This is a genomic window from Antarctobacter heliothermus (genome assembly GCF_002237555.1).
Lineage (GTDB): Bacteria > Pseudomonadota > Alphaproteobacteria > Rhodobacterales > Rhodobacteraceae > Antarctobacter > Antarctobacter heliothermus_B.
In genome coordinates, this window is sequence record NZ_CP022540.1 from 4,103,289 (window position 1) to 4,129,009 (window position 25,721).

22 protein-coding genes, 1 tRNA gene and 3 pseudogenes are annotated in these 25,721 nt (G+C 61.1%); 16 read left to right on the forward strand and 10 right to left on the reverse strand.

Translation table 11 applies throughout. The annotated features are described in order from the left end of the window. Nucleotides 1–49 precede the first annotated feature (49 nt). The 3 genes and pseudogenes from ANTHELSMS3_RS19480 to ANTHELSMS3_RS19495 form a co-directional block, all read left to right on the forward strand. Nucleotides 50–418, forward strand: a complete 369-nt coding sequence (locus tag ANTHELSMS3_RS19480; RefSeq protein WP_254694788.1) for a tetratricopeptide repeat protein — start codon at nucleotides 50–52, stop codon at nucleotides 416–418. A 22-nt stretch (nucleotides 419–440) separates the two neighbouring features. Beyond that, nucleotides 441–1,469 carry an IS110 family transposase gene (locus tag ANTHELSMS3_RS19485; protein ID WP_094034167.1) on the forward strand — a complete coding sequence of 343 codons (1,029 nt, stop codon included), beginning with the start codon at nucleotides 441–443 and terminating at the stop codon, nucleotides 1,467–1,469. A gap of 469 nt (nucleotides 1,470–1,938) precedes the next feature. Further along, nucleotides 1,939–2,820, forward strand: a pseudogene (locus ANTHELSMS3_RS19495) (transposase); the annotation flags it as partial. A 202-nt stretch (nucleotides 2,821–3,022) separates the two neighbouring features. Here the strand turns inward: ANTHELSMS3_RS19495 and ANTHELSMS3_RS19500 are convergent. Beyond that, nucleotides 3,023–4,314, reverse strand: a pseudogene (locus ANTHELSMS3_RS19500) (IS110 family transposase). A gap of 137 nt (nucleotides 4,315–4,451) precedes the next feature. On the opposite strand from ANTHELSMS3_RS19500, the pseudogene ANTHELSMS3_RS19505 reads away from it, so the two are divergent. Continuing rightward, a pseudogene (locus ANTHELSMS3_RS19505) lies at nucleotides 4,452–4,805 on the forward strand (integrase core domain-containing protein); the annotation flags it as partial. 681 nt (nucleotides 4,806–5,486) lie between these two features. On the opposite strand, the gene ANTHELSMS3_RS19510 reads toward ANTHELSMS3_RS19505, so the two are convergent. Then, nucleotides 5,487–5,573 (reverse strand) — tRNA-Leu (locus ANTHELSMS3_RS19510). Nucleotides 5,574–5,767: 194 nt separating this feature from the next. Between ANTHELSMS3_RS19510 and lipB the strand changes: the two genes are divergently transcribed. Continuing rightward, the gene (gene lipB, locus ANTHELSMS3_RS19515; RefSeq protein ID WP_094036318.1) at nucleotides 5,768–6,418 is read left to right on the forward strand and encodes a lipoyl(octanoyl) transferase LipB; all 651 of its coding nucleotides are present in this window, start codon (nucleotides 5,768–5,770) and stop codon (nucleotides 6,416–6,418) included. A 184-nt stretch (nucleotides 6,419–6,602) separates the two neighbouring features. On the opposite strand, the gene ANTHELSMS3_RS19520 is transcribed toward lipB, so the two are convergent. The 3 genes from ANTHELSMS3_RS19520 to ANTHELSMS3_RS19530 all read right to left on the reverse strand — a co-directional run bounded on the left by ANTHELSMS3_RS19520 (nucleotide 6,603) and on the right by ANTHELSMS3_RS19530 (nucleotide 8,140). After that, nucleotides 6,603–6,809 (reverse strand): hypothetical protein, encoded by a 207-nt coding sequence (locus tag ANTHELSMS3_RS19520; RefSeq protein WP_094036319.1) that lies wholly within the window; start codon nucleotides 6,807–6,809, stop codon nucleotides 6,603–6,605. A gap of 309 nt (nucleotides 6,810–7,118) precedes the next feature. Beyond that, on the reverse strand, nucleotides 7,119–7,325 hold the full coding sequence (locus ANTHELSMS3_RS19525) for a DUF1127 domain-containing protein (protein ID WP_094036320.1): 207 nt from the start codon (nucleotides 7,323–7,325) through the stop codon (nucleotides 7,119–7,121). 128 nt (nucleotides 7,326–7,453) lie between these two features. Continuing rightward, nucleotides 7,454–8,140, reverse strand: a complete 687-nt coding sequence (locus ANTHELSMS3_RS19530; RefSeq protein ID WP_157733586.1) for a hypothetical protein — start codon at nucleotides 8,138–8,140, stop codon at nucleotides 7,454–7,456. A gap of 224 nt (nucleotides 8,141–8,364) precedes the next feature. Between ANTHELSMS3_RS19530 and ctaD the strand changes: the two genes are divergently transcribed. From ctaD to ANTHELSMS3_RS19545, 3 genes are all read left to right on the forward strand, one after another. Continuing rightward, nucleotides 8,365–10,038: a cytochrome c oxidase subunit I gene (ctaD, locus tag ANTHELSMS3_RS19535; protein WP_094036322.1), complete on the forward strand. Its 1,674-nt coding sequence runs from the start codon at nucleotides 8,365–8,367 to the stop codon at nucleotides 10,036–10,038. Between the two features lie 249 nt (nucleotides 10,039–10,287). Further along, on the forward strand, nucleotides 10,288–10,785 hold the full coding sequence (locus ANTHELSMS3_RS19540; protein WP_094036323.1) for a DUF2244 domain-containing protein: 498 nt from the start codon (nucleotides 10,288–10,290) through the stop codon (nucleotides 10,783–10,785). A gap of 11 nt (nucleotides 10,786–10,796) precedes the next feature. Further along, nucleotides 10,797–11,753 (forward strand): hypothetical protein, encoded by a 957-nt coding sequence (locus tag ANTHELSMS3_RS19545; RefSeq protein ID WP_094036324.1) that lies wholly within the window; start codon nucleotides 10,797–10,799, stop codon nucleotides 11,751–11,753. Between the two features lie 76 nt (nucleotides 11,754–11,829). Here ANTHELSMS3_RS19545 and ANTHELSMS3_RS19550 read toward each other — a convergent pair whose 3' ends face one another. After that, nucleotides 11,830–12,291 carry a GatB/YqeY domain-containing protein gene (locus tag ANTHELSMS3_RS19550; RefSeq protein ID WP_094036325.1) on the reverse strand — a complete coding sequence of 154 codons (462 nt, stop codon included), beginning with the start codon at nucleotides 12,289–12,291 and terminating at the stop codon, nucleotides 11,830–11,832. Nucleotides 12,292–12,474: 183 nt separating this feature from the next. Here ANTHELSMS3_RS19550 and carA point away from each other — a divergent pair, with 183 nt between their 5' ends. Next, complete coding sequence (carA, locus tag ANTHELSMS3_RS19555; RefSeq protein WP_094036326.1) at nucleotides 12,475–13,626, forward strand: glutamine-hydrolyzing carbamoyl-phosphate synthase small subunit; 1,152 nt, start codon at nucleotides 12,475–12,477, stop codon at nucleotides 13,624–13,626. 135 nt (nucleotides 13,627–13,761) lie between these two features. Further along, the gene (locus ANTHELSMS3_RS19560; RefSeq protein ID WP_254694789.1) at nucleotides 13,762–15,648 is read left to right on the forward strand and encodes a glycosyltransferase family 2 protein; all 1,887 of its coding nucleotides are present in this window, start codon (nucleotides 13,762–13,764) and stop codon (nucleotides 15,646–15,648) included. A gap of 105 nt (nucleotides 15,649–15,753) precedes the next feature. Here ANTHELSMS3_RS19560 and ANTHELSMS3_RS19565 read toward each other — a convergent pair whose 3' ends face one another. Further along, complete coding sequence (locus ANTHELSMS3_RS19565) at nucleotides 15,754–16,404, reverse strand: GntR family transcriptional regulator (RefSeq protein ID WP_094036327.1); 651 nt, start codon at nucleotides 16,402–16,404, stop codon at nucleotides 15,754–15,756. Nucleotides 16,405–16,506: 102 nt separating this feature from the next. On the opposite strand from ANTHELSMS3_RS19565, the gene ANTHELSMS3_RS19570 reads away from it, so the two are divergent. The 3 genes from ANTHELSMS3_RS19570 to ANTHELSMS3_RS19580 all read left to right on the forward strand — a co-directional run bounded on the left by ANTHELSMS3_RS19570 (nucleotide 16,507) and on the right by ANTHELSMS3_RS19580 (nucleotide 18,709). Then, entirely contained in the window at nucleotides 16,507–17,151 is a 645-nt protein-coding gene (locus ANTHELSMS3_RS19570) for a pyrimidine 5'-nucleotidase (protein WP_094036328.1), read from the forward strand. Between the two features lie 110 nt (nucleotides 17,152–17,261). Further along, nucleotides 17,262–17,459, forward strand: coding sequence for a hypothetical protein (locus ANTHELSMS3_RS19575; RefSeq protein WP_094036329.1), 198 nt, complete (start codon nucleotides 17,262–17,264; stop codon nucleotides 17,457–17,459). A gap of 56 nt (nucleotides 17,460–17,515) precedes the next feature. Further along, nucleotides 17,516–18,709: a UbiH/UbiF family hydroxylase gene (locus ANTHELSMS3_RS19580; RefSeq protein WP_094036330.1), complete on the forward strand. Its 1,194-nt coding sequence runs from the start codon at nucleotides 17,516–17,518 to the stop codon at nucleotides 18,707–18,709. A 161-nt stretch (nucleotides 18,710–18,870) separates the two neighbouring features. Here ANTHELSMS3_RS19580 and ANTHELSMS3_RS19585 read toward each other — a convergent pair whose 3' ends face one another. The 3 genes from ANTHELSMS3_RS19585 to ANTHELSMS3_RS19595 all read right to left on the reverse strand — a co-directional run bounded on the left by ANTHELSMS3_RS19585 (nucleotide 18,871) and on the right by ANTHELSMS3_RS19595 (nucleotide 20,988). Further along, nucleotides 18,871–19,995, reverse strand: a complete 1,125-nt coding sequence (locus tag ANTHELSMS3_RS19585; RefSeq protein ID WP_094036331.1) for an aminotransferase class V-fold PLP-dependent enzyme — start codon at nucleotides 19,993–19,995, stop codon at nucleotides 18,871–18,873. An 85-nt stretch (nucleotides 19,996–20,080) separates the two neighbouring features. Further along, entirely contained in the window at nucleotides 20,081–20,536 is a 456-nt protein-coding gene (locus ANTHELSMS3_RS19590) for an Lrp/AsnC family transcriptional regulator (RefSeq protein ID WP_094036332.1), read from the reverse strand. Next, a complete protein-coding gene (locus ANTHELSMS3_RS19595; RefSeq protein ID WP_094037255.1) occupies nucleotides 20,533–20,988 on the reverse strand; it encodes an Lrp/AsnC family transcriptional regulator in 456 nt (151 codons plus the stop codon). Before ANTHELSMS3_RS19595 ends, ANTHELSMS3_RS19590 begins: the two co-directional genes overlap by 4 nt. 150 nt (nucleotides 20,989–21,138) lie before the next feature. On the opposite strand from ANTHELSMS3_RS19595, the gene ilvC reads away from it, so the two are divergent. The 3 genes from ilvC to ANTHELSMS3_RS19610 all read left to right on the forward strand — a co-directional run bounded on the left by ilvC (nucleotide 21,139) and on the right by ANTHELSMS3_RS19610 (nucleotide 25,616). Then, nucleotides 21,139–22,161: a ketol-acid reductoisomerase gene (gene ilvC / locus ANTHELSMS3_RS19600; protein WP_094036333.1), complete on the forward strand. Its 1,023-nt coding sequence runs from the start codon at nucleotides 21,139–21,141 to the stop codon at nucleotides 22,159–22,161. Between the two features lie 215 nt (nucleotides 22,162–22,376). Next, complete coding sequence (locus ANTHELSMS3_RS26395; protein ID WP_302630579.1) at nucleotides 22,377–23,909, forward strand: calcium-binding protein; 1,533 nt, start codon at nucleotides 22,377–22,379, stop codon at nucleotides 23,907–23,909. 174 nt (nucleotides 23,910–24,083) lie between these two features. Beyond that, nucleotides 24,084–25,616 carry a calcium-binding protein gene (locus ANTHELSMS3_RS19610; protein WP_094036334.1) on the forward strand — a complete coding sequence of 511 codons (1,533 nt, stop codon included), beginning with the start codon at nucleotides 24,084–24,086 and terminating at the stop codon, nucleotides 25,614–25,616. Nucleotides 25,617–25,721 lie beyond the last annotated feature (105 nt).

The following is a 25,721-nucleotide window of genomic DNA, read 5'->3' on the forward strand; positions in this document are numbered from 1 at the left end:
ACGCGTCACCAACTTCTGCGCATATCTCCTGCTTTATGATTTCGCGCCCGTGAGTTATGCACATGCCAAGACACTGCTGGAACGCGCATTGGCGCTTGATCCGGAAAGCGCAGAGGCGAACATGGTGCTCTCGCTGATCAATCACCACATCGCCATCATGGGCTTTGTCCCTAACGGCAAAGCAGCCATGGAAACGGCCAACGCGCTGGCGCGGCGCGCCACCCCGTTGGACGACCGCAATGAATACGCGCACTGGGCATTGGGGATCAATTGTTGGGGTCTGCTCAAATACGAAGAATCGCTGGCGGCTCTGGAACGCGCCGTCGCCCTGAACCCGAATTGTTCATTGGCCTATGGCAGCGGCTCTGATGATGTAACCGCCCCCCGACGGCATCTGTGTGCCAAGGTGGGTCTGTGAGGATCCACAAAGGGGAGCGGTCATGTCGGAGATTATCACGGTCGGAGTCGATCTGGCAAAGAATGTGTTTCAGGTGCATGGCGCTGATGCGTCGGGTCGTGCAGTTCTGCGCAAGAAGCTGAGGAGAATGCAGGTGTTGGAGTTCTTCAGCCAGCTGCCGCCTTGCATTGTCGCGATGGAAGCATGCGGCAGCGCCCACTTTTGGGGGCGCGAGATCGGCAAATTGGGGCATGACATTCGGCTGATCCCACCTGCTTACGTCAAGCCCTTCGTCAAGCGCCAGAAAAACGATGCGGCAGATGCCGAGGCTATTTGTGAAGCGGCAGTTCGCCCAACCATGCGTTTTGTGCCGGTGAAGAGCGAAGAGACCCAAGGCGCGGCGATGATCTTCCGCGTACGGGAATTGCTGATCCGGCAGCGGACACAGGCGATCAATGCCCTACGTGGCCACCTGACTGAATTCGGGCAGATCGTGCCGCAGGGGGCGGCCAACGCGTCAAAACTCATCGCCATCGTTGAGAACCCGGACAGCAGCATACCCACCGATGCCATCGCCACTTTGAAGGTGCTGGTTCTGGCACTCGCCCACCTCGAGGCAGAGATTGGGAAGTTGGATGCCGAGATCGCCCGCCGGGCAAAAGAGAATGACGTGGCCCGACGGCTGATGACTATCCCGGGCATTGGTCCACTTATCGCCACGGCCATCGCGGTGTTGGCCCCGCCGCCCGAGACTTTCCGTAAGGCCCGAGACTTTGCGGCATGGCTTGGTCTAGTGCCACGACAGCATTCGACCGGTGGCAAGCAACGGCTCGGGGCCACGACCCGAATGGGCGAACGATCTTTGCGACGCTTGCTCATCATCGGGGCTAACAGCGTCATCATAAAGCGGCATGTCCACGCGGCGGCCAAGCCCGGCACCTGGCTTGGCCGCATGCTGACGCACAAGCCACCAATGTTGGTGCGGGTGGCGCTGGCGAACAAAATGGCGCGCATCGTTTGGGCCCTGATGGCCCGAGGTGGCGTCTACAAAGCTCCGGCCGTGGCGGTGTAAGCCGTCAGGGGCGCGAGGACGTCGGAGCGGAAGAGGGCAAGGAGCAGTTTGGCGCAATCGTCGTGAGACGGGATTGGGAGAACCAGTGTGCAACAGAGTGCCTTCGAGCACGCGGCTTTGATCTGGACCCGACCCTCGAACACCATACGGGCCCGCGGCACGAAGATGGCCGCACACGAGGCCGGATACATGTCAGCACCCGATGACGCGACAAAATCAGCTCTGAAAATATCTCTTGCGCAAGGGGCGGTTATACATGTTGCACAAGTCCTATGATGGATTCATCTCTTGAATCCAGCATGGTAGCTGGATGGTATGAGCAAACCCATACCGCCTCCCTACAGGACCAGAAACTGACCCTCCTACAACGAGGCGCTCAAGCGCCGCGGTTCGCAGACGTCCTGACGTGCCCGCCGCCAAATCCCACACCATGAAGTAGAGTCTGCCCAACCTATTTAGGAGCAGACGAATGCGTAAGAGCCGTTTCACTGATGCGCAAATCATCGGGATGATTGAAGAGCAGGAAGCCGGGATGTCGACAGCTGAGGTGTGCCGTCGGCACGTCCTGAGCCCGGCGACCTTTTACAAGCTGAAGTCCAAGTATGGCGGCATGCATTGCCCGGCAACATATGCGCTGCATGTGTGAGAGGGAGGTGTCGGAAGCCGCCGACTGAAGGCGTTGGAGGACGAAAACGCCAAGCTGAAGCGGCTGCTGGCTGATACGATGCTCGACAACGTGGTTTTGAAAGACTTGCTGGGAAAAAGCTGACGGCACCGAAAGAGCGGCGAGAGGCAGCGCTCCATGCAATGCGGGATCATGATGTCTCGCAGCGCAGGGCCTGCCGGCTGGTCCACTGCCCGGCAGTGGTTTTGCTTGAAAACCATGAGAGGGGGTGTCGATCCAAAGACGGTCCGGCGCGAACGCCCGCCTGACCATCCCGAGATCCGCCAGGAGATGAAGGAGATCGCTGGCAAACGCCGCCGGTTCGGCTACCGGAGGATCGGCGTGCTGCTTGAGCGCAAAGGCATGAACATGACCCACAAGAAACTCTACCGCCTCTACCGCGAAGAAGGCCTTGCGGTGGAACGGCGGCGGTGCCGCCGTTGCGCCCGGGGCTCGCGCACGCCGATGCCCGAAGCCACACGGCCGAACCAGCGCTGGTCCCTGGATTTCCTGGCGGACAACTTCGGCGCATCGCGGAAGTTCCGCATCCTGGCCGTGAACGATGACTGCTGCCGGGAAAACCTGTGCCTGGCCGCCGACACCAGCATTTCAGGCGAGCGCGTGACCCGAGAGCTGGACGCACTCGCCCGGATCTACGGAAAACCCGCTTGCATTGTCAGTGACAACGTCCTATGCGCGGAATAATTGGCTGATTTGGCATCAGGTCATTGTCATGCTGAAGCGTTCCAGCACGTTCGAATGTGTGTCAGTTCGGCATTTTGGTCAACAACATGTCTCTCCCATAACAAACACAGAGTACGCTTATTGCGGCTCTCACCGTCCTTAAGACGAGATCTTCGGGTCGTTGAGCAGAAGGCCTGAACATTATCTACGAGGTCGAATGCTCGCCTCTACGGCCCTTACAGAGAAAGGTCCTTCTGCTGTCAATCATCCCTCAAAGAAGGGACGATAGGGTTCGCCGCGGTTTATTATCCCATGCACGGTGCGGGCCATTTTTGCGGCGATTGCGGTATACGCCTTGCGACGTAAATGCGTGTTTTGACGATCCTTGGCGATGTAACGCTCGAACTTGTCGCGGAAGCTGTTGGTCTTTTGCATGATGGCGACCTGACCGGCCATCCAGAGCGTGCGGCGTAATCTGGCATTCCCATATTTTGAGAGCTTGGTTTGGCCACGGAATGTGCCCGACTGGATCGTTGCGAGGTCCATCCCACAGAACTTCAAAAATTGGCGGTGATGCCGAAAGCGGCGCAGATCGCCTGCTTCTGCAAGGATGGTCAGCGCGTTGATCGGCCCGATCCCTGGGATGGATGTTAGCAGTTGATAGTCGTCGTTGGTCTTGAGAAGCTCAACGGCGCGATCCTCAATCTCGTTGCGTTTGGCAATCAGGCCGCGCCCTTCACCCAAGACCAAACGGAACATCCTTGCAGCGTCGGAGTCCGGCGCAATTGGCAGGCCTACAGAGAACTTGGCGGTCTGATAAATATCTGCAAGCAAACGTTCTTTTGACACTTTGCGGCCGACCACGTCCCAAGCATCTGCAATGAAAGCCTCTTGGTCCATGGCAGAGATGAAATGCGGTGAAGGATAACGTTCGAGAAAGGCAAAGAACCAATCGCTGCGTGAGCTGCGATGAAAGCGGTCAGCCTCGGGCCAATACAGCGGCAGGTAGTGGGTCAGCACCCGATGCCAAAGTTCCGTCTTTGAGCGCGAGACTATGTCGTGCGTCTTGGACAACTCCTGAAGATCATTCGTACCGCTCAGCATTGGGTCGTGGTAAAACTGCTCGTTCCCGATCAGCATCATATGCAGGATGACTTGCGCGTCTTTCGGATCGTTCTTGTCCCAACTGTTGTTCAAAGCCTCACGGGTGCGCGCCAATGCGACCGAAGACACCAGCTTCACATCGAAACCGGCCACCCCAAGCCGGTAAGCGAGAGCGCGATGGTAATTGCCTGTAGCCTCAAAAGCCGCGCGGACAGGACGATCATACTCTGAGAGTGTAGAGATCAATCGATTGAATTCGTCGAGCTGGTTGAGAACGGTCAAACGGCGGCGGCGCTTTCGGCCCGGAACAGCGATCAAGACTTCATGGCGGGCCTTTGCGATATCAATCGCAACCAAAACAGGCTCGGTTTGTGCAATAGTGGCATCGGTCATAGTCGGTCTCCCTTGCGGCGTGGTTTGTGCAAAACCACTGTAGGGACCTGAGACCCGGCTATGATCACCTGCTGCGCTATTTGGGGGCTGCGCAGGCAATCATAGCCTCAACATCAACAACATTCCGAAGGTGTTACGGCACGGAGTTCACCAGCCGGGCAAGCCTGAAATGGGCCGACAGGAACGGCGTGGATTGGCACTATATCGACCCCGGAAAACCGTAGCAGAATGCCTTTATCGAGCCATTCAACGGCAGCCTGCGGGACGAGCTCCTCAATGAAGAGTTGTTCGATACCCTGGACGATGCCCGCCGCAAACTGGCGCTGGGGCGCTACGATTACAACAACGTCAGGCCGCACTCTTCGCTGGGGAACAAAACGCCAAAGCAAGCGCGGCAGGTGCTTGAGCTATTTGAGGGCTCCGCGCCCGCCGCGCTTGCCAAACCCGAAACCGACGACCACCAAAATCAGACCCGCAGACTCTCGTCATGAGCGAGGGACCAGCGGGGGGCACGTCAAAGTGGGCTTGGTAACTCAAACCCAGACATTTAACATTTCAGAGTCATGCTCATCGGGCTCGTAAAACGGCTGCTCACCACCAACAAGGAAAAATGGGCAGGATGGATCCACTGGTAACTTGTCAAACTCAGTTCGAATGTCCGGGCAACCGCGACAGAACTCCCACCGCCACCCGTCAAATGACCATGAACTTACATCGCCATAGGCGGCGGCATCTCTCCTATCGGGTACGTCCCACTCAGTCATTGTCATCTGATCCGGCGACCTCGCTTTCATAGGTCGATACAGACCGCGATTTAGAGAGACGACGTGAGCAACCATTCTTTGTCGCTTGTCAGCCTCAAGTCCATGAAACCGCAGTGTCTCGACGAAGAAACAAAGGAAAATCAAACTTACGAGTGAACATCAGGCAGGGATGGGATGCACGGCCCTCTGGACGCAGCGACTGCGTCTGACAGGACGCTCGGCCAGCCGATCAGGTTAGCGGTACGTTGGATGATCTGGGCAACTCAGGTGCAGCTACCTGATAACGAGTCGAGAGCAGATGTTTCGAGGCTCGGTACCATGCTGATCGCAGTGCGGGGATAAATTGGGGGATACGTTGGTCCAAAAAACGGTCAATTCTTTGACCGGCAACGGAATTTCAAGTCAATTTGGTGCGGTCGAGAGGACTCGAACCTCCACGGGTGTTACCCCACAGCGACCTCAACGCTGCGCGTCTACCAATTCCGCCACGACCGCACTGTCTTGACTTGGTGGAGGGGTCTCTAACGAAGCTCTGCGAGGATGTGAAGAGGGAAAAACCGCCACGGGCCGGTTTCTTGCGCCAACGCTCTGGCGCGGCGCGCAACGCCGCCCGCTGGACAAGTCCCCCGCTGTCGTGTCATCCCCGACGATGGGCAAATGGGAGACGGGGCAACGCCCCCGTGCGGCGCATGGAATGGAAGATCAGTGAAGGCCTGACTGGCTATGACGAGGCGCTGGCCTTCATGGAGGATCGCGCAACGGCGATTGCCGAAGGCCGGGCCGAGGACTGCATCTGGCTGCTGGAACATCCGCCGCTCTATACCGCTGGCACCTCTGCCAAGATCGAAGATTTGAAAGATCCTGACCGGTTTCCCGTCCACCCGTCCAAGCGCGGTGGCCAGTACACCTATCACGGGCCGGGACAGCGGGTTGTCTATGTGATGATGGACCTCAACAAGCGCGGTCGCGACATCCGCTGTTTTGTGCAAGATCTTGAAAACTGGGTGATTGCCACGCTGGCAGAATTCAATCTGACCGGCCACATCCGTGACGGCCGCGTCGGCGTCTGGATCGAACGGCCCGACCGCCCGCGCCTGCCCTCCGGGGCCGTGGCCGAGGACAAGATCGCCGCCATCGGCATCCGTCTGCGCAAATGGGTGAGCTTTCACGGGCTGGCGATCAATGTCGAACCAGACCTGAGTCATTTCGACGGGATCGTGCCTTGCGGTATCACCGATTACGGCGTGACCAGTCTGGTGGATCTGGGCCTGCCGGTTACGATGGAGGATCTGGACGTGGCGCTGCGCAGCCAGTTCGATCAGGTGATGCTGGGGCGCTAGGCGCTTGGGACCGGCCTTGCCGATACAGGAGGGGCCGCACAGACTTGCGCGGCCCCTCCCCGGTCGGGGCAATGACCCATCCCGGTCGGGGCAGATAAATGTCCCCGCTGCAGTCTTGAATGATTAGGTGCTTTCAAATGGTCCGGTGGGGCGCGGCCCCGGACAGCGGGCCGCGCCGCCTGTCTCAGAGTTTGCTTGTGAAAACGTGAAACAGAATATCCTCTCGGGCGACGCCCCGCGTGGCGAGATCGGTGTCGGACATGGCGCGCAACGCCTCGACCTGCGCGGTGCGCTGGCGATAGCGACGATCGAATGGTGTTTCGAACAGTCGGGCCATACGCTGGCGCAGGGTGGCGCTGCTGCTAGCAAAGCTGTTGTCGAAATAGGCCATCTTGATCTCCCCCCAGTGGGTTGTCGTGTGGGATGTCGTTTCAGGACGTCGGGCTCAGCAGATGGGGTCACTTTACGCGCCTGCCCGGGACCACATCAGTCAGGAAACCCGGACGGTCGGGAATACCGGACCTGCGCCGGGTAGAATCGCGGCTTTCCCGTGGGGGCAGACGACAAAATAGAGGGGGCGCACTCACAACGCCCCCTCGCACATCATTGAAAAAATCGGCAGGCACAGTGGCCCTAATAAGGTTTGGTTATTGAAACTCGTGGCAAGATGTCGGGCGCTGGCGGGCAGCCCCCGTCCGGGTCACGCCTTACCGGCAAAAACATGCAGCAGAATGTCCTCACGGGCGATCCCGCAGTCGGCCAGTTCGGCGTCCGACATTGCGCGCAGCGCCTCGATCCGGGCCGTGCGCTGGCGATAGCGGCGGTCAAACGGTGTCTCCAGAAACCGGGCCAGACGCTGGCGCAGAGTGGTGCGGTTCGAAACGAAGGTGCTGTCAAAATAGGCCATCGGGGTCTCCCTCGGGATCAGGTGTCGCTGTGTTGATCCCAAATTAGAAAATCCGACGCCGCGCCATAAGTCGGGAAACCATGACCGTATGGTATTCCGGACCTGCTTTCGTCGCGCGGCAGGCTGGATCAGGGCCGGTGCGGCCAGCGCATGGAAATCATGTAGCGAAACAGCGTGTCGTCCACGACCACCGCAAAGGTGAGGAACCCGCCGAACTGCGCCTTGTAGCAGCCAAACCCCTGCTCCATCTGGACGGTATAGGGCGGCAGATCCAGAACCAGCGGCCCATCCGCCAGATAATCATGCAACGCCCGGGCGCGGCACACATTGACCACAGGGACCGCCGTGATCACCCCGGACCGAAGGGCAGCAGCGGCCCTGCCCCCTTCGTCCGCCTGCAGATCCAGCATGCGTTGCGCCAGCAGATCGGCAAGACCCTCTTGGCGCGCCAGACGGCGCGCCGCGTCGCGTGGTTCTGCATCCGCCCCCGCATGGGTCACATCCAGCAGCCAGTTGTAGTCGGCGATGGAGGCCCCGCCGCGTTCGAGCCGGCCGGTCCCGAACCTCGGGAACAGCGCCAGAAACAGCCTGTCATGGTCAGACGTCCCATAGGCCGCATCCACCACCATCCGGCATTCGCTGCCATCCGGTCTAGACACCAACAGGCAACTGACTGGGCCTGTCGCGGGCGCGACAGAGCTGTTCGCCCCCTCCGGGTGCGGATCGCAAGAGCACACCTGCGCCACCGGCTCGGCCAGAACCGAGGTCGCCAGCAGGCCTGCGGCTGCGGCAAATGTGAACATCCGTCGGATCATATCCGGTCTCCGGTGGGCCGTCAGGCGTCAGTCACCCGACAATTGCCCGGATAGGTCGGCCTGTCCAAACCTTCCGACCGACAAGGTGCGACAAAAAGATTTGATCTGCGTCAAATCCGGCCATTGCCGCCCCTATGGTCACATTCTAAAACGTGAAAGGAACATTGGGCGCGGACGGATTCCCGATCCGTACCCTATGCATTGGGATCAGCAGGAGGCATCAAATGGCAGACGCAGCCATTCACGGCCACGAGCATGAAGACAACCGGGGGTTCTTTACCCGCTGGTTCATGTCGACGAACCACAAGGACATCGGGATTCTCTATCTTGTTGTCTCGGCTCTAGTCGGCTTCATCTCCGTGGCTTTCACAGTCTACATGCGCCTGGAGCTCATGGAGCCCGGCGTTCAGTACATGTGCATGGAAGGTATGCGGTTCACCGCAGCAGCCATCGCCGATTGTACGCCTAACGGACACCTCTGGAACGTGCTGATCACCGGCCACGGCATCCTGATGATGTTCTTCGTGGTCATTCCGGCACTGTTCGGCGGTTTTGGCAACTATTTCATGCCGTTGCAGATCGGCGCGCCGGATATGGCGTTCCCGCGCATGAACAACCTGTCGTTCTGGATGTATGTCGCAGGCACCACGCTGGCGGTCTGTTCGGTCCTGTCGCCGGGCGGCAACGGTCAGCTGGGGTCCGGTGTGGGCTGGGTTCTCTACCCGCCGCTGTCCACCAATGAGGCCGGTTTCTCGATGGATCTGGCGATCTTCGCGGTCCACGTCTCGGGTGCGTCGTCGATCCTTGGCGCGATCAACATGATCACCACCTTCCTGAACATGCGTGCCCCCGGCATGACCCTGTTCAAGGTGCCGCTGTTCTCATGGTCGATCTTTGTCACCTCGTGGCTGATCCTGCTGTCGCTGCCCGTTCTGGCCGGTGCCATCACCATGCTGCTGACCGACCGCAACTTTGGCACGACCTTCTTTGATCCTGCTGGCGGTGGCGACCCGATCCTGTACCAGCACATCCTGTGGTTCTTTGGTCACCCCGAAGTGTACATCGTGATCCTGCCCGGCTTTGGCATCATCAGCCACGTCATCGCGACCTTCGCGCGCAAGCCGATCTTCGGCTACCTGCCGATGGTCTGGGCGCTGATCGCCATCGGCGCACTGGGCTTTGTCGTCTGGGCGCACCACATGTACACCGTGGGCATGTCGCTGACCCAGCAGAGCTATTTCATGCTGGCGACGATGGTCATCGCGGTCCCGACAGGGGTCAAGATCTTCTCGTGGATCGCGACCATGTGGGGCGGCTCGATCGAGTTCAAGACACCGATGCTCTGGGCGTTCGGCTTCCTGTTCCTGTTCACCGCAGGCGGCGTGACCGGCATCGTTCTCAGCCAGGCAGGCATCGACCGCGCCTATCACGACACCTACTATGTCGTGGCGCACTTCCACTATGTGATGAGCCTTGGCGCCGTGTTCGCGATCTTTGCGGGGGTCTACTTCTACTTCCCCAAGATGACCGGCCGGATGTACAATGAAGCCATGGGCAAGATCCACTTCTGGGCGATGTTCATCGGGGCCAACCTGACCTTCTTCCCCCAACACTTCTTGGGCCGTCAGGGCATGCCGCGTCGGTACATCGACTACCCAGAGGCATTCGCCACCTGGAACTATGTCTCATCCATGGGCGCTTTCCTGTCCTTCGCGTCCTTCGTGTTCTTCTTCTTCATCGTGTTCCATGCGCTGACCCGTGGGGCGCGCGTGACCCAGAACAACCCGTGGAACGAATACGCGGATACGCTGGAATGGACCCTGCCCTCGCCGCCGCCCGAACACACGTTCGAGCAGCTGCCAAAGCAGGAAGATTGGGACAAGGGGCCCGCGCACTAAGCGCCGGACCGACCCGACGATTACAAAAGGCCCCGACATCCGTCGGGGCCTTTTTCGTAGTGGGTGGCACGGGTCTGCTACCCCGCCGCCCCCCCGACCGGGCGATGCCCTGCCACCGCCGGTCGTGCCGTTATTGACCCTACAACCGCCGCGACGTGCCACCGCTTTGACCCATCGCAAATCTGAGGTATATCCAGACAGATAGCGACGCCGGACCGTACCCACCGGCAAGTGGAATTTATCAGTTCAATGCCCTACCAGTGGAAAACTCCGAAACGTGAAACAACCCAGCATCTGCAACTCTGGCCGCATAATTCGCTGTCGCCAGAGGGTTTCGCCGCGATGATCCTGGGCTTTTTCCTGTTTGCCTTGCTGCCTCTGTACGGGGTGATCGGCACGGCAGTGCTGTGGGGATTGCTGCCATTCCTGCTGGCGGCAACTGCGGCGCTGTACTATGCGCTGCGCCGCAACCAGCGCGACCGCCGCATACTGGAGGATCTGACCGTCTCCCCCGAAACCACACGCCTGATCCGCACCAATCCCAAAGGCGACAGCCAGGATTGGGAAAGCAACACCTATTGGGTCAAGGTCGCCTGCCATGAGCAGGGTGGCCCGGTGCCCTACTACGTCACGCTCAAGGGTCAGGGCCGCGAGGTCGAGATTGGCGCCTTCCTCAGCGAGGATGAGCGCAAGGCGCTGTTTTCCGACCTCACCGACGCGGTGCGCCGCGCCGCGCATCCCTGCTGAGGGGCCGTCGTATGGCACAGGTTCCCGCAACCCCGAAATGGCACCGCGCCGCGCTGCGCGCCGCAGTGGCGTTGAACCGCGAAAACTGGATTGATCGGCTGACCCCCGCGCCCAGTGAGGCGGCGGCGCTGCGCCTGCGCGACACGCTGTCTACCCGCGTGCCGCCGCTGCGCAAACAGGTGGTGTTTCTGATCCCGCTGGTCGGTCCCGAAAGCGTGGACGACTGGGAGGCGGTGACCGCGCGGTTGTCCGCAACGCTGGACTGCTTCATTGCCCAGAACGATCCGCATTGGCAGGCGGTGATCTGCTGTCAGGATCGCCCGCCCCTGCCCGACGATCCGCGCATCACCTTCCTGCCCTATACCGCGCCCACACCCGGCAACGACAAGTGGATGAAACTGGCCGCGCTGACCGCCCATCTGGACAACATGGACTTGCCGCCTTGCTATGTCATGAGCTTTGACGCCGATGACCTCCTGCGTCAGGGCAGCGTCCGTGAGATGCTGCGCCGTCAGGCCCCCGGCGGCTATCTGGTGCAGTCGGGTTATGTGATGGATGAGGCGGCGGGCACCATCGCGCTGGCCGATGTGCCCACCCTGCGCCAGCCCCTGCGCAAGCCGTTCTGGAAGCTGTGCGGCTCCTGCGCCGCGCTGGGGCACGACCCGGACCTGCCGCAAAGCGCCGCGTTCCTACAGGCCATGACGCAGCATGAACACCGGATGTTCCCCTATCTGGCCGCGCTTGCGGGGCGCAGGCTGTCGCCGCTGTCCGAACCGTCGGTGCTCTATGTGCTGAACCACGGTGAGAACTTTGGCGCGCGGCGCGGCCGGGTCAGTTTCAAGACCCGCTTCGTCGAACGGTTCCGCATCGACGACGCGGACGAGCTGTCCGCCATCGCCGACGGCTTTCCGGTGCCCGAAGCCACCGATGAGGACACGCTGCCGGACCTGCCCGAAGCGACGGGATGATCCGCAAAACGCAATGCGCCGCCCCCTTGGGGACGGCGCATCCGTGAAATCATTGACTGCCGATACTGACTGCCGATCAGGCCGACAGCCGGTCCTTGACCTTGGGCCCCACCGTGCCGAAATCCATCTGGCCGGTGTATTTCGACTTGAGCACGCCCATGACGCGCCCCATGTCGCGGATCGATTCCGCGCCGACTTCGGACATCGCGGCATCTATCGCGGCCGTGACCTCCTTGTCGGTCAGCGCACGCGGCAGGAATTCCTCGATCACCTCGATCTCGGCCATTTCACGCTCCGCAAGGTCCAGCCGCCCCGCCTCTTCATAGCTTTTCGCGCTTTCGCGCCGTTGCTTGACCATTTTGCCAAGGATCGCCAGCACGGCGCTGTCATCGACGCCCTGTTCGTTGCCTTCGGCCCGGACGGCGATGTCCCGGTCCTTGATCGCAGCGTTGATCAGCCGTAGCGTCGACAGGCGATCACGCGCCTTGTCCCGCATCGCCTGTTTCACCGCCGCGTTCACCTTCTCGCGCAGTTCCATGAGCCCCGTCCCCAATTCTGGTCTCCGAATGCGGCAGGCTACATCATGCCTAGCGGTGATGCAAGTGCAGCAATTTCCGCCAACCCACTGAAACCAAACGATTTATGTTTTTACCCAACCACTTGACCCGCGCAGCCCCGCGCAATACGTTCCGGCAAATTTGCCGCCATCGAGGATCTGCTCATGCCCGCTGCTTCTGCACGCCCGACCGCCTGCCTTGCCCTTGCCGACGGCACGCTGTTCTACGGGACAGGCTTTGGTGCCACCGGCCAGACCACGGCGGAACTGTGTTTCAACACCGCCATGTCCGGCTATCAGGAGATCATGACCGACCCCTCCTATGCCGGTCAGATCGTCACCTTTACCTTTCCGCACATCGGCAACACCGGGGTCAACCCGGAGGACGATGAAACCGCCGACCCGGTCGCCGCGGGGATGGTTGTGAAATGGATGCCGACGCAAAGCTCCAACTGGCGCGCCGCGCAGGAACTGGGCGATTGGCTGGCCGCGCGCGGCCGCATCGCCATCGGCGGCGTCGACACCCGCCGCCTGACCCGTGCCATCCGCCAGCTGGGCGCACCGCATGTGGCGCTGGCCCATAACCCCGACGGCAATTTCGACACCGATGCGCTGGTCAAGGCCGCGCGCGGTTTTCCGGGGCTGGAGGGGCTGGACCTCGCGCTGGATGTCACTTGCGCACAAAGCTATCGCTGGGATGAAATGCGTTGGGCTTGGCCCGAAGGCTATCAGCGGCAGGAACAGGCCCGCCACAAGGTCGTCGCCGTGGACTATGGCGCAAAGCGCAATATCCTGCGCTGCCTTGCCTCGGCGGGCTGTGAGGTCACCGTGCTGCCCGCCACCGCCACCTATGATGAGGTCATGGCCCACCAGCCAGACGGCATCTTTCTGTCGAACGGTCCCGGCGACCCCGCCGCCACCGGCGCCTATGCAGTGCCGATGATCAAACGGCTGTTGTCAGAGGCAAATCTGCCGGTATTCGGCATCTGCCTTGGCCACCAGATGCTGGCGCTGGCACTGGGCGCCAAAACCATCAAGATGAACCACGGCCACCACGGCGCGAACCACCCCGTCAAGGAGGTCGGCACCGGCAAGGTCGAAATCACCTCGATGAACCACGGCTTTGCGGTGGACAGCCAAACCCTGCCAGAGGGGGTTCTGGAAACCCATGTGTCGCTGTTTGACGGCTCCAACTGCGGCATCCGCATGGCGGATCGTCCGGTGTTCAGCGTGCAACACCACCCAGAGGCAAGCCCGGGTCCGCAAGACAGCTTTTACCTGTTTGAACGCTTCGCCGCCTCGATGGATGCGGCCTGACACGAAAATCTGCGAAATTTCTGCGCTCTGTTAAGGGTTTGGTCGCCAAAAGCGGCCAAACTCCACAGCGCGGTTAAGACTTCGTTTACCAACACCGTGCAAACCTCCTGTTAACCGTATTTTTCGGACAGAGGTATGACGGAGCAACGCCTCCATCTCGCCGCCGCCAATCTGGCGCAGGCAAAGGCCCGTCGCGGCCAACCCATCAGCCATATCCTGATGGATGACGGACGTGTTGCCCCCTCTCACATGCTGGGCGCCATGGCAGAGGCGTCGCGCATCGGCCAACCCGTGCCGCAGGTGGTGGTGGCAGAGGCCATCGCCTCACGCGAGGATGTGCTGGAGGCGCAGGCGCTGCACTTCGGCGCAATGGTGCTGAAACGCGGCGACACGCCCCCCGACCCCGCCGTCATGGACCTGCTGCCGCCGGAATTTTGCCTGCAACACGGGGTGTTGCCGTGGATGCGGGTGGGCGACACGCTGTTGCTGGCCACCGCGCGCCCGGATGACTTTCCCGCGCTGCTGCATCTATTGCCGCTCGACACTGGCCCGGTTGTCATGGCGCTGGCGCTGGAGGCGGACATTCACCACCTGATTTCGGCCCGCGCCGGGACGCGGCTGGCACAGGCGGCGGAAACATGGGTGCCCGCAGCGGACAGTTGCCGCGATCTGAACCGGACAACGCCGCGCGGGCGGCTCTTTGCCTTTGCCGCCGCCGCGATTTGTCTCTTGCTGTTGCTGCTTGCGCCGCAACTGCTGTTCGCCACCGCGCTGGTGCTGGCGCTAGGCTCTCTTGTCCTGTCGCAACTGATGAAACTTGTCGCGCTGGCCGCCCTGCCCCGGCAGACCGCCGCCGCGCCCGCCCGTCTGCCGGAAAACCCGCCACTGGTGTCGATCCTTGTGCCGCTGTTTCATGAACAGGACATCGCCCGCACCCTTGTTGCGCGGCTGTCCCGGCTGACCTATCCCAAGGCGCTGCTGGACGTGGTTCTGGTGCTAGAGGCCGAGGACAGGCTGACGCGCGAAACCCTCGCCCGGACCGATCTGCCGCCGTGGATGCGCACCATCACCGTCCCGCCCGGGGACGTCACGACCAAGCCGCGCGCGCTCAACTACGCCTTCCGTTTCACCCGTGGTGAGATCATCGGCATTTACGACGCCGAAGACGCGCCCGCGCCGGACCAGATCGACCGCGTGGTGGCGCAATTCCACGACTCGCCCGGGAATGTCGGCTGTTTGCAGGGCATCCTTGATTACTACAATCCGCGCGCCAACTGGCTGTCGCGCTGTTTCACCATCGAATACGCCAGTTGGTTCCGAATCCTTTTGCCCGGTCTGTCGCGGTTGGGGCTGGTGGTGCCCTTGGGCGGAACAACCGTGTTCTTTCGTCGCGAGGTGCTGGAAGAGGTCGGCGGTTGGGACGCGCATAACGTGACAGAGGATGCGGATCTGGGCGTGCGTTTGGCCCGCCACGGCTTTCGCACCGATCTGATGCCCTCGGTGACACGCGAAGAGGCCAACAATAGGTTCTGGCCGTGGATCAAACAACGGTCGCGCTGGCTCAAGGGGTATGGGATCACATGGTGGGTCCACACCCGCCAACCGCGCAGGTTGTGGCGCGATCTTGGGCCGAAACGCTTTGCCGGGTTGCAGATCCTGTTTCTGACCACCTTGGTACAGTTTGCCCTTGCGCCGGTGCTGTGGTCCTTTTGGCTGATCCTGATGGGCCTGCCGCACCCGCTGGACGCCTATCTCACCCGGCCGGTGATCCTGTCCCTCACGGCGATCTTTCTCAGCGCCGAGGCGGTGTCGATTGTAATTGGCCTAGCCGCGCTGGCGCGCAGCCCGCACCGGTTTCTATATCCTTGGGTGCCCACCTTGTTTGCCTATTTCCCGCTGGGCACCGTCGCGATCTACAAGGCGCTGTGGGAGACGCTCAGAGACCCGTTCTACTGGGACAAGACCCAGCATGGCCGCTCTGCCCCGGACCAGCCCGGCGCGGACCTGCCGCCCGACGCGTGACAGATGCGCGACGGTGGCAAAGGTTAAGACCGTGTAAAAACGCCTCTGTAACCCATTGTTTTGTATAGAGCGTCAGGCTGTCCACGCGTGGACAGCCCCTTTTGATCAGACCGACATATGCTCTGCATTGTCCTGTTTGAGCCGGGTGATGAAGGCGACAGAGATATGATCCCGCAGCGCCTGATACGCGGCGTCCTCATCGCGGGTCGAGATCGCATCGACAATCGCGCCGTGCTCACTCAGCGCGATTTCTCCGCGCCCCTCCGCCGCCAGCGACGTCGTCGCCATCAACGCCATCGATCGATAGACAAGGTCCAGTTGCTGCACCAGATAGCGATTGTGCGAGGCAAGGTGAATCATCCGATGGAACCGCCGGTTGGCCCGCGCCATTGCCGCCGGATCGGCCAAAAGAGAACGATCCTCCTCGATCATGTCGCGCAGAACCATGACCTCTTCCTCGGTCGCGTGCCGCGCCGCCAACCGCGCCGCCAACCCCTCCAGCTCGGACCGCACCGCGTACAGCTCGGCCATCTGGTTGTGATCCAAGGAGGCCACGATCAATGACCGCCCGTCCCGCGCCAGCAACGATTGCGTCTCCAGCCGCTGCAACGCCTCGCGGATCGGCGTGCGCGACACCCCGAACCGTTCGGCCAGTTCGCTTTCCACAAGACGGTCGCCGGGCCGGTAAATGCCTGAATCGATCGCCTCGAGGATCATGGTGTAGGCATCTTTCTGTGCCGGTTTGACCTCGTGCATCGCTACCCTCCCTGCGTCCACCGCGCCACGATAGCGTCACCAGCACCGCCGGTACAAGCTGGGCGGATTGCCGCGCGCCCGCAAACACCCTACCAAGATCATATGACCAAGAACAGATTTGCCCATGTACGGGCCTGGGTCTTTGACCTGGACAACACGCTGTACTCTCCGGCCGTCCGGCTCTTCGATCAGATCGAGGCACGGATGAATGCCTATGTCGGGCGCGTGACCGGTCTGGCCAAGGACGAGGCCGCCCACCTGCGCCGCGACTACTGGGCGCGCTACGGCACCACGCTGGCTGGCCTGATGACGCACCACGACGTCGATCCGGAAGACTATCTGATCGACGTGCACGACATCGCGTTTGACGCACTCACCCCGGACCCGCATCTGGCAGAACTGATCGCCACCCTCCCCGGTCGCCGCATCGTCTACACCAACGGCAGCGCGCCCTATGCCGCGCAGGTGCTGAAAGCACGCGGGCTCGACGCCGCCTTTGACGCGATCTACGGCGTCGAACACGCCCAATACGCACCCAAACCCCGGGCCGAGGCCTTTGACCGGATCTTTGCCCTCGACGGGCTGGACCCGGCGGAGGCTGCCATGTTCGAGGACGACCCGCGCAACCTCGCCGCCCCGCACGCCTTGGGAATGCGCACCGTCCACGTCGCGCCCGAAGCAACCCCGGCGCCGCACATCCATCACCACACCGACGATCTGGTTGGGTTCCTGCGCAGTTTGCGCTGACCCGGTCACGGCTGCTCTATCAAAGCATCATTTAGGATGCGGCATTTCGCACCTGCGCACCTATCGGCGAAATGCTATGTCGTGATGATCACGAGTCAGGAGTTGAGAATATGTCACCTGCCGAGTCCGCCGAAACAGCAGCCCAACAGTTGTCCGGCGAAAAACTGTTCTACCTGATCGCGCTGGCCATTGTTGTGATCGGTGCCGCCATGACGCTGCTTTTTGGCCTGCCCGGCCTTGCCATGACCGCCTTGGCGCTGGTCCCAGTCGCCTATGCCCTTCTGATTCTGATCAGCGTCGGCAAGTAAGCCGCATGGCCTCCGGCTGCGTCGCGCCCTAATTACTGGGAAACGGAGGCAGCACCATGGACTACGACATTGTCATCTCAGGCGGCGGCATCGCGGGATTGACCGCAGCCGCCAGTTTTGCATCCGCCGGATTTCGCACCCTCTGCGTGGACCCAACGCCGCCGGTAACGATGCGCGACGGCGACGGCGCTGACCTGCGCACCACAGCATTCCTGCAACCGGCACAAGGTTTTCTGGAAGAGATCGGCCTCTGGCCCCGGTTGGCGGAACACGCAACCCCGTTGCAGGTGATGCGGATCGTCGATGCGGGCGGACCCGTGGCCGAACCGCGCGTCACCAAGGACTTTGAATCCAACGACATCTCCGGCAAACCCTTTGGCTGGAACCTGCCCAACTGGCTGCTGCGGCGTGAAATGGCCACGCGGTTAAGTGAACTGGCCAATGTGGATTTCCGACCGGGAACCGCCACAACCGCTCTGTTCACCCGCGAAGGCGAGGCCCGCGTGACTCTGTCCGACGGCACCAAGGTGCGCGCGCGCATGGTGGTGGCAGCGGACGGGCGCAATTCTCCGATGCGGCAGGCCGCAGGCATCGGGGTCAAGACAACGCGCTTCGGTCAAAAGGCGCTGGCATTTGCCGTCACCCATCCGATCCCGCATTGCAACGTCTCCACAGAGATCCATCGCACCGGAGGCCCCTTCACCCTTGTCCCCTTGCCTGATTTTGATGGGAAACCCTGCTCGGCGGTGGTCTGGATGGAGGACGGACCAAAAGCGGAACACCTCTACGCGCTGGATCAAACCGCTTTTGAGGCGGAAATGTCGGCCCGCTCCTGCACGCTTTTCGGCCCGTTGAAACTGGCCTCACGCCGCACGATCTGGCCAATCATCGCGCAAGAGGCCGAACGGCTGACCTCTCAACGTCTTGCACTGATCGCCGAAGCCGCCCACGTGGTCCCGCCGATCGGCGCGCAAGGCCTGAACATGAGCCTCAAGGATCTCACGGTTCTGCGTGATCTGGCGATGGACCGCCCCGAAGAATTGGGCGACCGGCAGATGCTGGATGCCTACCACCGCACACGCATTGCTGACATTCGCGCCCGCGTGGCCGGGATCGCTGCGCTCAACCGTATCTCACAACTCTCTACAGAACCGCTGCGCGATATCCGCGCCAAGGGTCTGGATGCGCTCTACAGCCTCAAACCGGTGCGCACCTCGCTTATGCGTCTCGGTCTGGGCGCGCGCGGCTAAAAGAAAGGGGGCGCTGCCCCCTCTGCGCCTTTGGCGCATTCACCCCTGGGAGTATTTGGACAAAGAAGAAACGCGGAATGGTGTGGCTTCTTCTCTGTCAAAATACTCCCAGGGGAGGCTTCCAGAGGAAGCTGGGGGCAGCGCCCCCAAGCCCGGTCGCGTCAGAGAACCTCGTCTACGACCTTGCGCAACCGCGCCACGGTGCCATCGACGTCATAGAGCTTGTCCAGACCGAACAGCCCGATCCGGAAAGTTGAGAATTCCGCCGGCTCATCACATTGCAGCGGGACCCCCGCGGCGATCTGCATGCCCTGCGCGGCAAAGGCCTTGCCGGTCTTGACCTCAGGATCAGCGGTATAGCTGACCACCACACCCGGTGCGCCGAATCCCTCGGCGGCAACTGATGTGACGCCCTTTTCGGCGAACATCGCACGCACCGCGTTGCCCAGCGCCCATTGCGCCTCTTTCAATTTGGCAAAGCCGTAGTCACGGGTTTCCAGCATCGTGTCGCGGAAGGCGCGCAAGCTGTCTGTCGGCATAGTGGCATGATAGGCATGGCCGCCGTCCTCATAGGCCTTCATGATCTGATGCCATTTTTTCAGATCCACGGCAAAGCTGTCTGATGTCGTCTCTTCCAACCGCGCCAAGGCGCGCTCGGACATCATCACCAGTCCGGCGCAGGGCGTGGCGGACCAGCCCTTTTGCGGGGCTGAGATCAACACATCGACGCCAGTCGCCTTCATATCAACCCAGACACAGCCCGACGCGATGCAGTCCAGTACCATCAGCGCGCCCACATCATGCGCGGCCTTAGCCAGGCGGGTCACATAATCGTCGGGCAGGATCACGCCGGCAGAGGTTTCCACATGCGGGGCAAAGACCACGTCCGGTTTGACCTCGGCGATCTTGGCCTCGACCTCTTCGATCGGGGCGGGCGCAAAGGGCGCGTCCACTGCGTTGCCCGTGCGCCGGGCCTTCATCACCGTGGTGTCGCCACCGAAGCCGCCCGCGTCAAAGATCTGCGACCAGCGGAACGAGAACCAGCCGTTGCGCACGACCAACACATTGGCCCCTTGGCCAAACTGGCGAGCGACCGCCTCCATCCCGTAGGTGCCGCCGCCGGGCACCACGGCCACCGCATCGGCGTTATACACCTCTTTCAACATGCCAGAGATGTCACGCATCACCTGCTGAAAGGCGGCGGACATGTGGTTGAGCGAGCGGTCGGTGAAGACGACCGAGAATTCTTCCATCCCCGTAGGGTCGATATCGTCGCGCAAGGCCATGGCGGTTCCTCCTGATTTCACATCCCGTGTTATCGCGCCCACGCCCGCGCGCAAGTCATGTGCCTGTGTCAGGCCGCCGCAGTCCTTATAACGGACCGGGCCGCCGTTCCTCGCTCAGCAGCACATTGGCGTCGATGTTTCCGACCCCGGGCAGAGTCATGACGCGCCTTCGCAGGACCCGTTCGAAATCAGCGATGTCCCGCGCCACGACGCGCAGGCGGTAGTCGAACAGGCCCAAAACCTGCTCGACGATCTGCACCTCGGGGATGGCGGTGGCGGCGCGTTCGAAATCCTCAAGGCTGACGCGTCCCTTGGTGGCCAGCTTGACGCCTAGAAAGACCGTCACGCCAAAACCCAGCACCGGGGCATCCAGATCCAGCCGCGCGCCGCGAAACACGCCCACCTCGCGCAGCCGCTTGATACGCCGCCAGCAGGCTGGTTGAGACAGGCCCAGGTCGCGTCCCAACGCCCCCGCAGAGGCCGTCGCATCCTCTGCCAAGGCCCGCACCAGCGCACGGTCGATGTCATCAAGCGTAATCACAGCGGCAGTGCCTCTTGTTCCTTGACCCGCGCCACATGCATCAGCGCCTCGATGTCGGAGATATGCGGCAGGGTCAGCAATCGTTCACGGTACAACTGCTGATAGTGACCCATGTCGCGGGCGATCACTGCAAGGCGGACATCCACCTGCCCCAGAAAGGTTTGGATCTCCAACACCTCGGGCACCTCACGCGCGGCGGCGATGAATTCGTCAAACGCGCGGCTTTGCGTTTTGTCCAGTGTCACGCGCAACGACACCTCGACCTCATACCCCAGCGCCCGCCAGTCGATCACCCCGCGCACGCCCTTGAGGATGCCCGCACTCCGGAGCCGCTCCAGCCGCCGCGCAAGGGTCGAGGCAGTGACCCCTGCCCGTTCCGCCAACGCGCTGCCCGCCATTTCCGGTTCGACCATCATGTGGCGCAGAATGCGCCGGTCTGCGTCATCAAGCATGATTTCACCGCCGATCCCGTATACTGAGAATGATTTCTCTTCTTCTTGGTCAAAATACTCAAAAAACGCAACCACTCTCACCGCGCTGGCGGTAGGGTGCCCGCCACAACAACTCGACGACATAAAAACAAGATACGGAAGGAATGCCCCATGCGCGTTTACTATGACCGCGATTGCGATGTGAACCTGATCAAGGACAAGAAGGTTGCCATCCTCGGCTACGGGTCGCAGGGCCACGCCCATGCGCTGAACCTGCGCGACAGCGGTGCCAAGAATGTCGTCGTTGCCCTGCGTGAGGGCTCTGGCTCCATCGCCAAGGCCGAAGGCGAAGGCCTGAAAACCATGGGCATCTCCGAGGCCGCCGCATGGTGTGACGTGCTGATGTTCACCATGCCAGATGAGCTTCAGGCTGACACATGGAACCGCTACGTCAAGGATCACATCCGCGAAGGCGCGGCCATTGCCTTTGCCCACGGCCTGAACATCCACTTTGGCCTGATCGAGGCGCCCAAGGGTGTCGACGTCATCATGATGGCGCCCAAGGGCCCCGGCCACACCGTGCGCGGCGAATACACCAAGGGCGGCGGCGTTCCCTGCCTTGTGGCGGTTCACAACGATGCCTCGGGCAAGGCGCTGGAAATCGGCCTGTCCTATTGCTCGGCCATTGGTGGCGGTCGTTCCGGCATCATCGAAACCAACTTCCGCGAGGAATGCGAAACCGACCTGTTCGGTGAGCAGGCGGTTCTGTGTGGCGGCCTGATCGAACTGATCCGCATGGGGTTCGAGACGCTGGTCGAGGCCGGGTACGAGCCGGAAATGGCGTATTTCGAGTGTCTGCATGAGGTCAAACTGATCGTCGACCTGATCTATGAAGGCGGCATCGCCAACATGAACTACTCGATCTCGAACACCGCCGAATACGGCGAGTACGTGTCCGGCCCGCGCATCCTGCCCTATGATGAGACCAAGGCCCGGATGAAAGCAGTTCTGACCGACATCCAGACCGGCAAGTTCGTGCGTGACTTCATGCTGGAAAACGCCGTTGGCCAGCCGTCGTTCAAGGCGACCCGCAAGATCAACGACGAACACCAGATCGAAGCGACCGGCGAAAAGCTGCGCGGCATGATGCCCTGGATCTCGGCTGGCAAGATGGTCGACAAATCCAAGAACTGAGGCCTTCTCCTCAGCCAGAGAACACGGAAAACGCCCCCTTGCGGGGCGTTTTTTTGTCTGCCTTCTGACACTTAAAGAAATGATTTTTTCTTGGAAATACCTGCAGTGCCACTAGTCTGACGCGCGTTAACCTTTTGGCGACGTCTGTGATGGCCCGCCCAAAACTTTGCCGATTCCGGCGCTGCATCTGCGCCAATTACATGAGGAAATTCCCGATGGTCACCATTGTCGCCACCCAAACCACCGCCCTGACAACTGTATCCAGCACGGACTACCTGCTGCCCGAAGGCGACATTCTGTCGTCGATCAACGACGGAATCGAATTCGGCAGCACAAATAGTATCAATTTTTACGTCTACGGGACGATCGTCGCGGGGGCTGACGGGACCGACGACGCCACCGACGGAAGTGCCACCGACATCGCGATTGTCGTGGGACAGACCGGAAAGATCATCGGCAGCAGCGACGGCATCGAACTGTTTGCCAGCAATGTGACGATCCTCAACAATGGCGAGGTCATAGGTTCCGGCGACAGCGCCATCCAAGTCTTAGGCGAAAACGCCGTGATCACCAACCACGGGATCGCCGACGGAGCCGCTGCGGGTGTCGCGCTGGACGGCTTAGGTGCCATTCTCAACAACACCGGCCTGATCACCGGAACCCATGGCGTCTATATGAAGGACAGCTCGAACCGGATCATCAACTCCGGCAGCATCATCGGTGCGGGCGACCAGATCCCGAGCATCTCCTCGTCGAACTTGGATCTGGCCATCGGCATTTATTTTTCCGCCAGCACCGACGCGTTCGTTCGGAACACCGGTCTGATCGCGGGCCAAGACTACGCGATCTTTACGGACGGGTCTAACGAGAGTTTCACCATCAACAACTCCGGCCAGATCCTGGGGGACATTGTCGGCGACAATGCCGCCCAGACCATCATCAACTCGGGGGTGATCACCGGCGACATCGATCTTGAAGAAGGGGCTGACCGCTACCTCGGCTCCGGGGCTGGCCTGACCACGGGTCAGGTCATCGGGGGCTCTGGCAATGACACGCTGACAGGCGGCGAATTCGCCGACAACCTTGACGGCGGCGGCGATGACGACCAGTTGGTCGGCCGCGGTGGTGACGACGTGCTGGACGGCGGCACCGGCAATGACTTTATCCTTGGCGGCTCCGGCAATGACGACATCGACGGCGGCACCAACGACGACACGTTGAACGGCAATGCTGGCGACGACACGATCCTTGGCGACCTTGGCAACGACATCCTTGTCGGTCAGGACGGCAGCGACTTCCTCGACGGCGGCGGCAACGATGACACGATGGACGGTGGCAACGGCGACGACATCCTTGAGGGTGGCGACGGCAATGACATCCTGCGCGGTCGAGCGGGTGAGGATGATCTGGCCGGAGGGCTGGGTCGCGACTATCTGACTGGCGGCGAAGGGGCGGACAATTTTGTCTTTCGCTCTATTGCGGGAACGGTTGCAGGCGCAAATCGCGATCAGATCATGGATTTCGAACAGGGCGTCGACACTATTGTTATTGCGGGCCTTAGCCCGGGTGTATTCGAATTCCGCGGCACCGCGGCCTTTGCCCCTTCAGGCAATCCAGAACTGCGCCTGAACGAAACCGCGACCGGATCGACCATCGTCCAGATCGACAACAACGGTGACGGCGTGATCGACGCAGAGATCCGCGTTGGCGGGGTGACTGGCCTGACGGCGGATGATTTTGTGCTATAAAATCCGCGCATCCCATCTGACAGCATCGGCGGCTTGGCGTATGCGCAGGCCGCCTTTGACAACAATTCTAGCCTTCTTGCAAAACTACCTTTAACCTATTTTTCGCAGTGACAAAAAGTTTCAAACCGTGCGCTCAGATCCGCGCATCGATCTATTTTTCAGGAGTTTGCCAACATGGCCACAACCTACACAGTTTTTTCAACCGATGTCGTTCAAAACACGCCGATCCATTCCGCCGTCGCGGCGAACGACGAAATCCTGCTGGTCCGACAGGGTATCGAATTGATCTCCACAGACGCCTCGCAAGCCATCACTTCGATCGGATCAATTTCTGATGGCGGAAGCATGCAGCTGACAAATCACGGATTTATCGCCTCTGCTGGCAGTGCGATCAATTATAACGTCAGCACAGGGTTCGACCTGTACAACGGGGCAACAGGCGTCATCGGCTCATATGGCAGCGGTTCCGGCATCAGCACCTATACCGACTACGCTGCCTTTCAGAATGCAGGTGAAATATTTGGCGGACGCGGCGTGTATTTGTACAGTGCGCCGGGGGCCAGCGTCGATAATTCCGGCACCATAACAGGGACCGGAACCGCTGAATACGACGCTGCGATCTCCACCTATTCCTTCGGCAATCCCGCGTCGGACGCCCCGATCCGCATCACCAATTCCGGCTCACTGATCGGCGCCCACCACAGCGAGGCAAACGGAGGCGGACAATGGGCCATCTACATGGACGGGTATCTGGGCACCCTCGCGTATATCCGGGCGCATGTCATCAATTCCGGCGTGATCCATGGCAATATCCAGATGGGCCGCTATGCCGACACCATTGGCAACAGCGCCGACATCCTTGGCGATCTCATCCTTGAAACCGGAGACGACATCGTTTCCAACAGCGGCCTGATCGACGGCGACGTCCTGCTGGGCGACGGCGCGGACAGCTATTTCGGTCAGGGTCAGAGCGTGGTCACCGGGCAGGTTCTGGGCGCTGAAGGCGACGATACGCTGGCAGGCGGCGATCTTGCCGACGATCTGGACGGCGGCATCGACAATGATCTTTTGGTAGGTCGCGACGGCAGCGACCTGCTGGTCGGTGATAGCGGTGACGACATGCTGTTGGGCGGTGATGGCAATGACAGCCTGGACGGAGGCACTGGCAACGACACGCTCAACGGCAACGACGGGTCGGACAACATCGTGGGCGACACGGGCAACGACATCCTTGTTGGTCAGGACGGTAGCGATTTCCTGGATGGTGGCGCCGACAACGACACGATGGACGGCGGCAATGGTGACGACACGCTGGAAGGCGGCTCCGGCAATGACATCCTGCGCGGTCGCGCGGGTGAGGATGAACTGGCCGGGGGCGAAGGGCTGGACTATCTGACCGGCGGTCAGGGTGCCGACAGCTTTGTCTTCCGCAGCATCGCCGACGCCGGAATCGGAGCAACCCGCGACCAAATCCTCGATTTTGAACAGGAGGTCGATGTGATTGTTGTGGCGGGCCTGTCGCCGGGCGTGTTTGAATTCAAGGGCACAGCCGCCTTCGCCCCCTCGGGCAACCCGGAACTGCGCCTGAATGAGACCGCGACCGGATCGACCATCGTGCAGATCGACAATAACGGCGACGGGGTCATCGACGCAGAGATCCGCGTTGGCGGCGTGACCGGGCTGACGGCGGATGACTTTGTGTTGTGACCGGTCCGGGCCTGTCACCAGATCAGAGTTGCCTGAACTGAAAGATATAGCTAACGTTTTCATATAACTCTGCTTCACGCCCCTTTGGGCGTGAATATCCCATAT

Bases quoted from the DNA above. Each gene is read 5' to 3' on its own strand.
- ANTHELSMS3_RS19485 (WP_094034167.1), top strand. From the start codon at position 441: ATGTCGGAGATTATCACGGTCGGAGTCGATCTGGCAAAGAATGTGTTT.
- lipB (WP_094036318.1), top strand. From the start codon at position 5,768: ATGGAATGGAAGATCAGTGAAGGCCTGACTGGCTATGACGAGGCGCTG.
- ANTHELSMS3_RS19520 (WP_094036319.1), bottom strand. From the start codon at position 6,809: ATGGCCTATTTCGACAACAGCTTTGCTAGCAGCAGCGCCACCCTGCGC.
- ANTHELSMS3_RS19525 (WP_094036320.1), bottom strand. From the start codon at position 7,325: ATGGCCTATTTTGACAGCACCTTCGTTTCGAACCGCACCACTCTGCGC.
- ANTHELSMS3_RS19530 (WP_157733586.1), bottom strand. From the start codon at position 8,140: ATGATCCGACGGATGTTCACATTTGCCGCAGCCGCAGGCCTGCTGGCG.
- ctaD (WP_094036322.1), top strand. From the start codon at position 8,365: ATGGCAGACGCAGCCATTCACGGCCACGAGCATGAAGACAACCGGGGG.
- ANTHELSMS3_RS19540 (WP_094036323.1), top strand. From the start codon at position 10,288: ATGCCCTACCAGTGGAAAACTCCGAAACGTGAAACAACCCAGCATCTG.
- ANTHELSMS3_RS19545 (WP_094036324.1), top strand. From the start codon at position 10,797: ATGGCACAGGTTCCCGCAACCCCGAAATGGCACCGCGCCGCGCTGCGC.
- ANTHELSMS3_RS19550 (WP_094036325.1), bottom strand. From the start codon at position 12,291: ATGGAACTGCGCGAGAAGGTGAACGCGGCGGTGAAACAGGCGATGCGG.
- carA (WP_094036326.1), top strand. From the start codon at position 12,475: ATGCCCGCTGCTTCTGCACGCCCGACCGCCTGCCTTGCCCTTGCCGAC.
- ANTHELSMS3_RS19560 (WP_254694789.1), top strand. From the start codon at position 13,762: ATGACGGAGCAACGCCTCCATCTCGCCGCCGCCAATCTGGCGCAGGCA.
- ANTHELSMS3_RS19565 (WP_094036327.1), bottom strand. From the start codon at position 16,404: ATGCACGAGGTCAAACCGGCACAGAAAGATGCCTACACCATGATCCTC.
- ANTHELSMS3_RS19570 (WP_094036328.1), top strand. From the start codon at position 16,507: ATGACCAAGAACAGATTTGCCCATGTACGGGCCTGGGTCTTTGACCTG.
- ANTHELSMS3_RS19575 (WP_094036329.1), top strand. From the start codon at position 17,262: ATGTCACCTGCCGAGTCCGCCGAAACAGCAGCCCAACAGTTGTCCGGC.
- ANTHELSMS3_RS19580 (WP_094036330.1), top strand. From the start codon at position 17,516: ATGGACTACGACATTGTCATCTCAGGCGGCGGCATCGCGGGATTGACC.
- ANTHELSMS3_RS19585 (WP_094036331.1), bottom strand. From the start codon at position 19,995: ATGGCCTTGCGCGACGATATCGACCCTACGGGGATGGAAGAATTCTCG.
- ANTHELSMS3_RS19595 (WP_094037255.1), bottom strand. From the start codon at position 20,988: ATGCTTGATGACGCAGACCGGCGCATTCTGCGCCACATGATGGTCGAA.
- ilvC (WP_094036333.1), top strand. From the start codon at position 21,139: ATGCGCGTTTACTATGACCGCGATTGCGATGTGAACCTGATCAAGGAC.
- ANTHELSMS3_RS26395 (WP_302630579.1), top strand. From the start codon at position 22,377: ATGGTCACCATTGTCGCCACCCAAACCACCGCCCTGACAACTGTATCC.
- ANTHELSMS3_RS19610 (WP_094036334.1), top strand. From the start codon at position 24,084: ATGGCCACAACCTACACAGTTTTTTCAACCGATGTCGTTCAAAACACG.